At 64.6% G+C, this 2,859-nt stretch carries 3 protein-coding genes; all 3 read right to left on the bottom strand.

The annotated features are described in order from the left end of the window. Positions 1-37 precede the first annotated feature (37 nt). Genes sdhA through sdhC form a run of 3 tightly spaced genes read right to left on the bottom strand, consistent with a single transcriptional unit; the run spans position 38 to position 2,648 of the window. Complete coding sequence (gene sdhA / locus SAS01S_RS21805; protein WP_066813302.1) at positions 38-1,840, bottom strand: succinate dehydrogenase flavoprotein subunit; 1,803 nt, start codon at positions 1,838-1,840, stop codon at positions 38-40. Further along, positions 1,840-2,220 carry a succinate dehydrogenase, hydrophobic membrane anchor protein gene (sdhD, locus tag SAS01S_RS21800; protein WP_066813301.1) on the bottom strand — a complete coding sequence of 127 codons (381 nt, stop codon included), beginning with the start codon at positions 2,218-2,220 and terminating at the stop codon, positions 1,840-1,842. The genes sdhA and sdhD overlap by 1 nt, the downstream gene beginning before the upstream one ends. Next, a complete protein-coding gene (gene sdhC / locus SAS01S_RS21795) occupies positions 2,220-2,648 on the bottom strand; it encodes a succinate dehydrogenase, cytochrome b556 subunit (protein WP_066813300.1) in 429 nt (142 codons plus the stop codon). The genes sdhD and sdhC overlap by 1 nt, the downstream gene beginning before the upstream one ends. Positions 2,649-2,859: the final 211 nt, after the last annotated feature.

Here is a 2,859-nt window from a genome sequence, read left to right as displayed (position 1 = left end):
GACCCGGCGCACCCGCGAGCGGGAGAGGGCTTTTCGCTCAATAAACCCGCTTCTTCGGCTTGATGTACTCGATGTCGTCGGTCAGCGTGTAGTCGTGCACCGGGCGGTAATCGAGCGAGACGCTGCCGCCCTTGCCGCCCCAGCCGTCGAACGTGGCGATGGTGTGCTTCATCCAGTTCTTGTCGTCGCGCTCGGGGAAATCCTCGTGCATATGCGCGCCGCGGCTCTCCTTGCGGTTCGAGGCGCCGCGGATGGTGACGACCGCTTGCCCGAGCAGATTGTCGAGCTCGAGCGTCTCGACCAGGTCGGTGTTCCAGATCAGCGAGCGGTCGGTGATGGCGACGTCGGCGAGCGACTTGTAGACCTGATCCATATGCCCGACACCTTCGTCGAGCAACGCGGTGTCGCGGAACACCGCGCAATGCTTCTGCATCGTGCGCTGCATGTCGGCGCGGATTTCGGCGGTCGGCCGGGCGCCCTTGGCGTTGCGGAAATGGTCGAGCCGTTCGATCGCCTGATCGTCGGCGGCGGTCACGACGGTGCCGTGCTTCGAATCCTTGCGGATGATCTCGGCGATGCGCTTCCCCGTCGCGCGGCCGAACACGACCAGATCGATCAGCGAGTTCGATCCCAGCCGGTTGGCGCCGTGGACCGAGACGCAGGCCGCCTCGCCGACCGCGAACAGGCCGGGGACGACCGCATCGGGATCGCCATCCTTCAGGTGGACGACTTCGCCATGATAGTTCGTCGGGATGCCGCCCATATTGTAATGGACCGTCGGCGTGACCGGCAGCGGCTGACGAGTCAGGTCGACGCCGGCGAAGATCTTGCCGGTTTCGGTGATGCCGGGAAGCCGCTCGTGCAGCACCTTGGGATCGATATGATCCAGATGCAGATAGATATGGTCCTTGTTGGCGCCGACGCCGCGGCCTTCGCGGATCTCGGCGGCCATCGAGCGCGCGACGACGTCGCGGCTGGCAAGGTCCTTGGCCGAGGGGGCATAGCGCTCCATGAAGCGCTCGCCTTCGGAATTGGTCAGGTAACCGCCCTCACCGCGCGCACCCTCGGTGATCAGCACGCCGGCGCCGTAAATGCCGGTTGGGTGGAACTGGACGAATTCCATGTCCTGCAGCGGCAGCCCCGCGCGCAGCACCATCCCGCCGCCGTCACCGGTGCAGGTATGGGCGCTGGTCGCCGATTGATAGACGCGGCCATAGCCGCCGGTCGCCAGCACCGTCGCATGGCTGCGGAAGCGGTGGATCGAGCCGTCTTCCATGCAGAGCGCGATCACGCCCTTGCACTCGCCACCTTCCATGATGAGGTCGAGCGCGAAATATTCGATGTAGAAATCGGCGTCGTACTTCAGGCTCTGCTGATAGAGCGCGTGGAGCATGGCATGGCCGGTGCGGTCGGCCGCGGCGCAAGTGCGCTGCGCGGGCGGGCCTTCGCCCATATTCTGCATCATGCCGCCGAACGGGCGTTGATAGATCTTGCCCGCATCGGTGCGGCTGAACGGGACGCCGGCATGTTCGAGTTCGTAGACCGCGGCCGGCGCCTCGCGCACCATGTACTCGATCGCATCCTGGTCGCCGAGCCAGTCCGACCCCTTGACGGTGTCGAACATGTGCCAGGTCCAGTGATCCGGACCCATATTGCCCAGGCTGGCGGCGATGCCGCCCTGCGCTGCGACGGTGTGGCTGCGGGTCGGGAACACCTTGGTGATGCAGGCGGTCTTGAGGCCGCTTTCGGCGACGCCCATGGTCGCGCGCAGCCCCGAGCCGCCGGCGCCCACCACGACGGCGTCATAGGTGTGATCGATGATCTTGTAGCTGTCGCTCATTACGCCCCCGCCAGCGCCGCGCGCAGGATCGAGAAAATGGCGGTGACCGCGATCACCGCGAGGAAGAATTCGATCAGGACGATCGTCACGACGCGGCTTTCGTCGTGCTGATAATCCTCGATCAGCACCTGCAGGCCGAGCCGCGCGTGCCAGCAGGTCGAGATCACCAGCAGGAGCAGCGGCACCGCGACCCAGGCCGAGGCGATCCAGGCATGGACGGTCTCATAATCGAACCCGCCGAGCCGGGTCAGCGAGATCATGAACCAGATCAACAGGAACAGGTTCGATCCGGCGGTGATGCGCTGGCGCCACCAATGATGCGCGCCTTCCTTGGCGCTGCCGAGACCGCGGACGCGGCCGAGTTCGGTGCCCTGGCCCATTATTTGGCGACTCCGAGGATGACGTCCTTGAGCAGCACGCCCCAGAACAGAAGAGTGATGAGGACCGAGAAGACGATCGTCAGGATCGATCCGGTCTTGTTGGTCTTGAGCTCATAGCCGGCGCCGGCATCGAGGAAGAAGTGCCGGATGCCGCTCATCATATGCTGGAACAGCGACCAGCTGAGCCCGACGCCGAGCACATAGCCCAGGATGCTCCAGTATCCGCCCGAGAACCAGGACACGAACCAGTCGTAGCTTTCCTTGCCGCCGCCGAGCGCCGCCAGCCAGCAGGTGAACAGCAATCCGCCGACGATCGCGAGACCGTCGCCGGTGGCGCGGTGAAGGATCGACACCAGCATGTGCGGACCCCACCGATAATGCGTCAGGTGGGGCGAAATCGGGCGGTCGGGTTTGGACGGCGTGGCCAAGTAAAGTCCCCTGCGAAAGCGCTGCGCCCTCTTAGCCCCGGAGCGTCGGGATGCAAGGGTTGGGCTGGCAGCTAAATCCGGTCGCGCGCGCTCTTCCTAAGTCTTCGATCGGATGGATGAGAAAGAAGAAGAAAGAAGACCCTCACCCAACCCTCTCCCGCTTGCGGGAGAGGGCTAAATGGACTCCTTGCCATTGGACGGAGCGCATTTT

The sequence above is a fragment of the Sphingomonas asaccharolytica NBRC 15499 genome (assembly GCF_001598355.1).
Taxonomy (GTDB): domain Bacteria; phylum Pseudomonadota; class Alphaproteobacteria; order Sphingomonadales; family Sphingomonadaceae; genus Sphingomonas; species Sphingomonas asaccharolytica.
The sequence above is the reverse complement of the archived record's forward strand: the minus strand, read 5'-3'. Positions and strand labels throughout refer to the sequence as shown.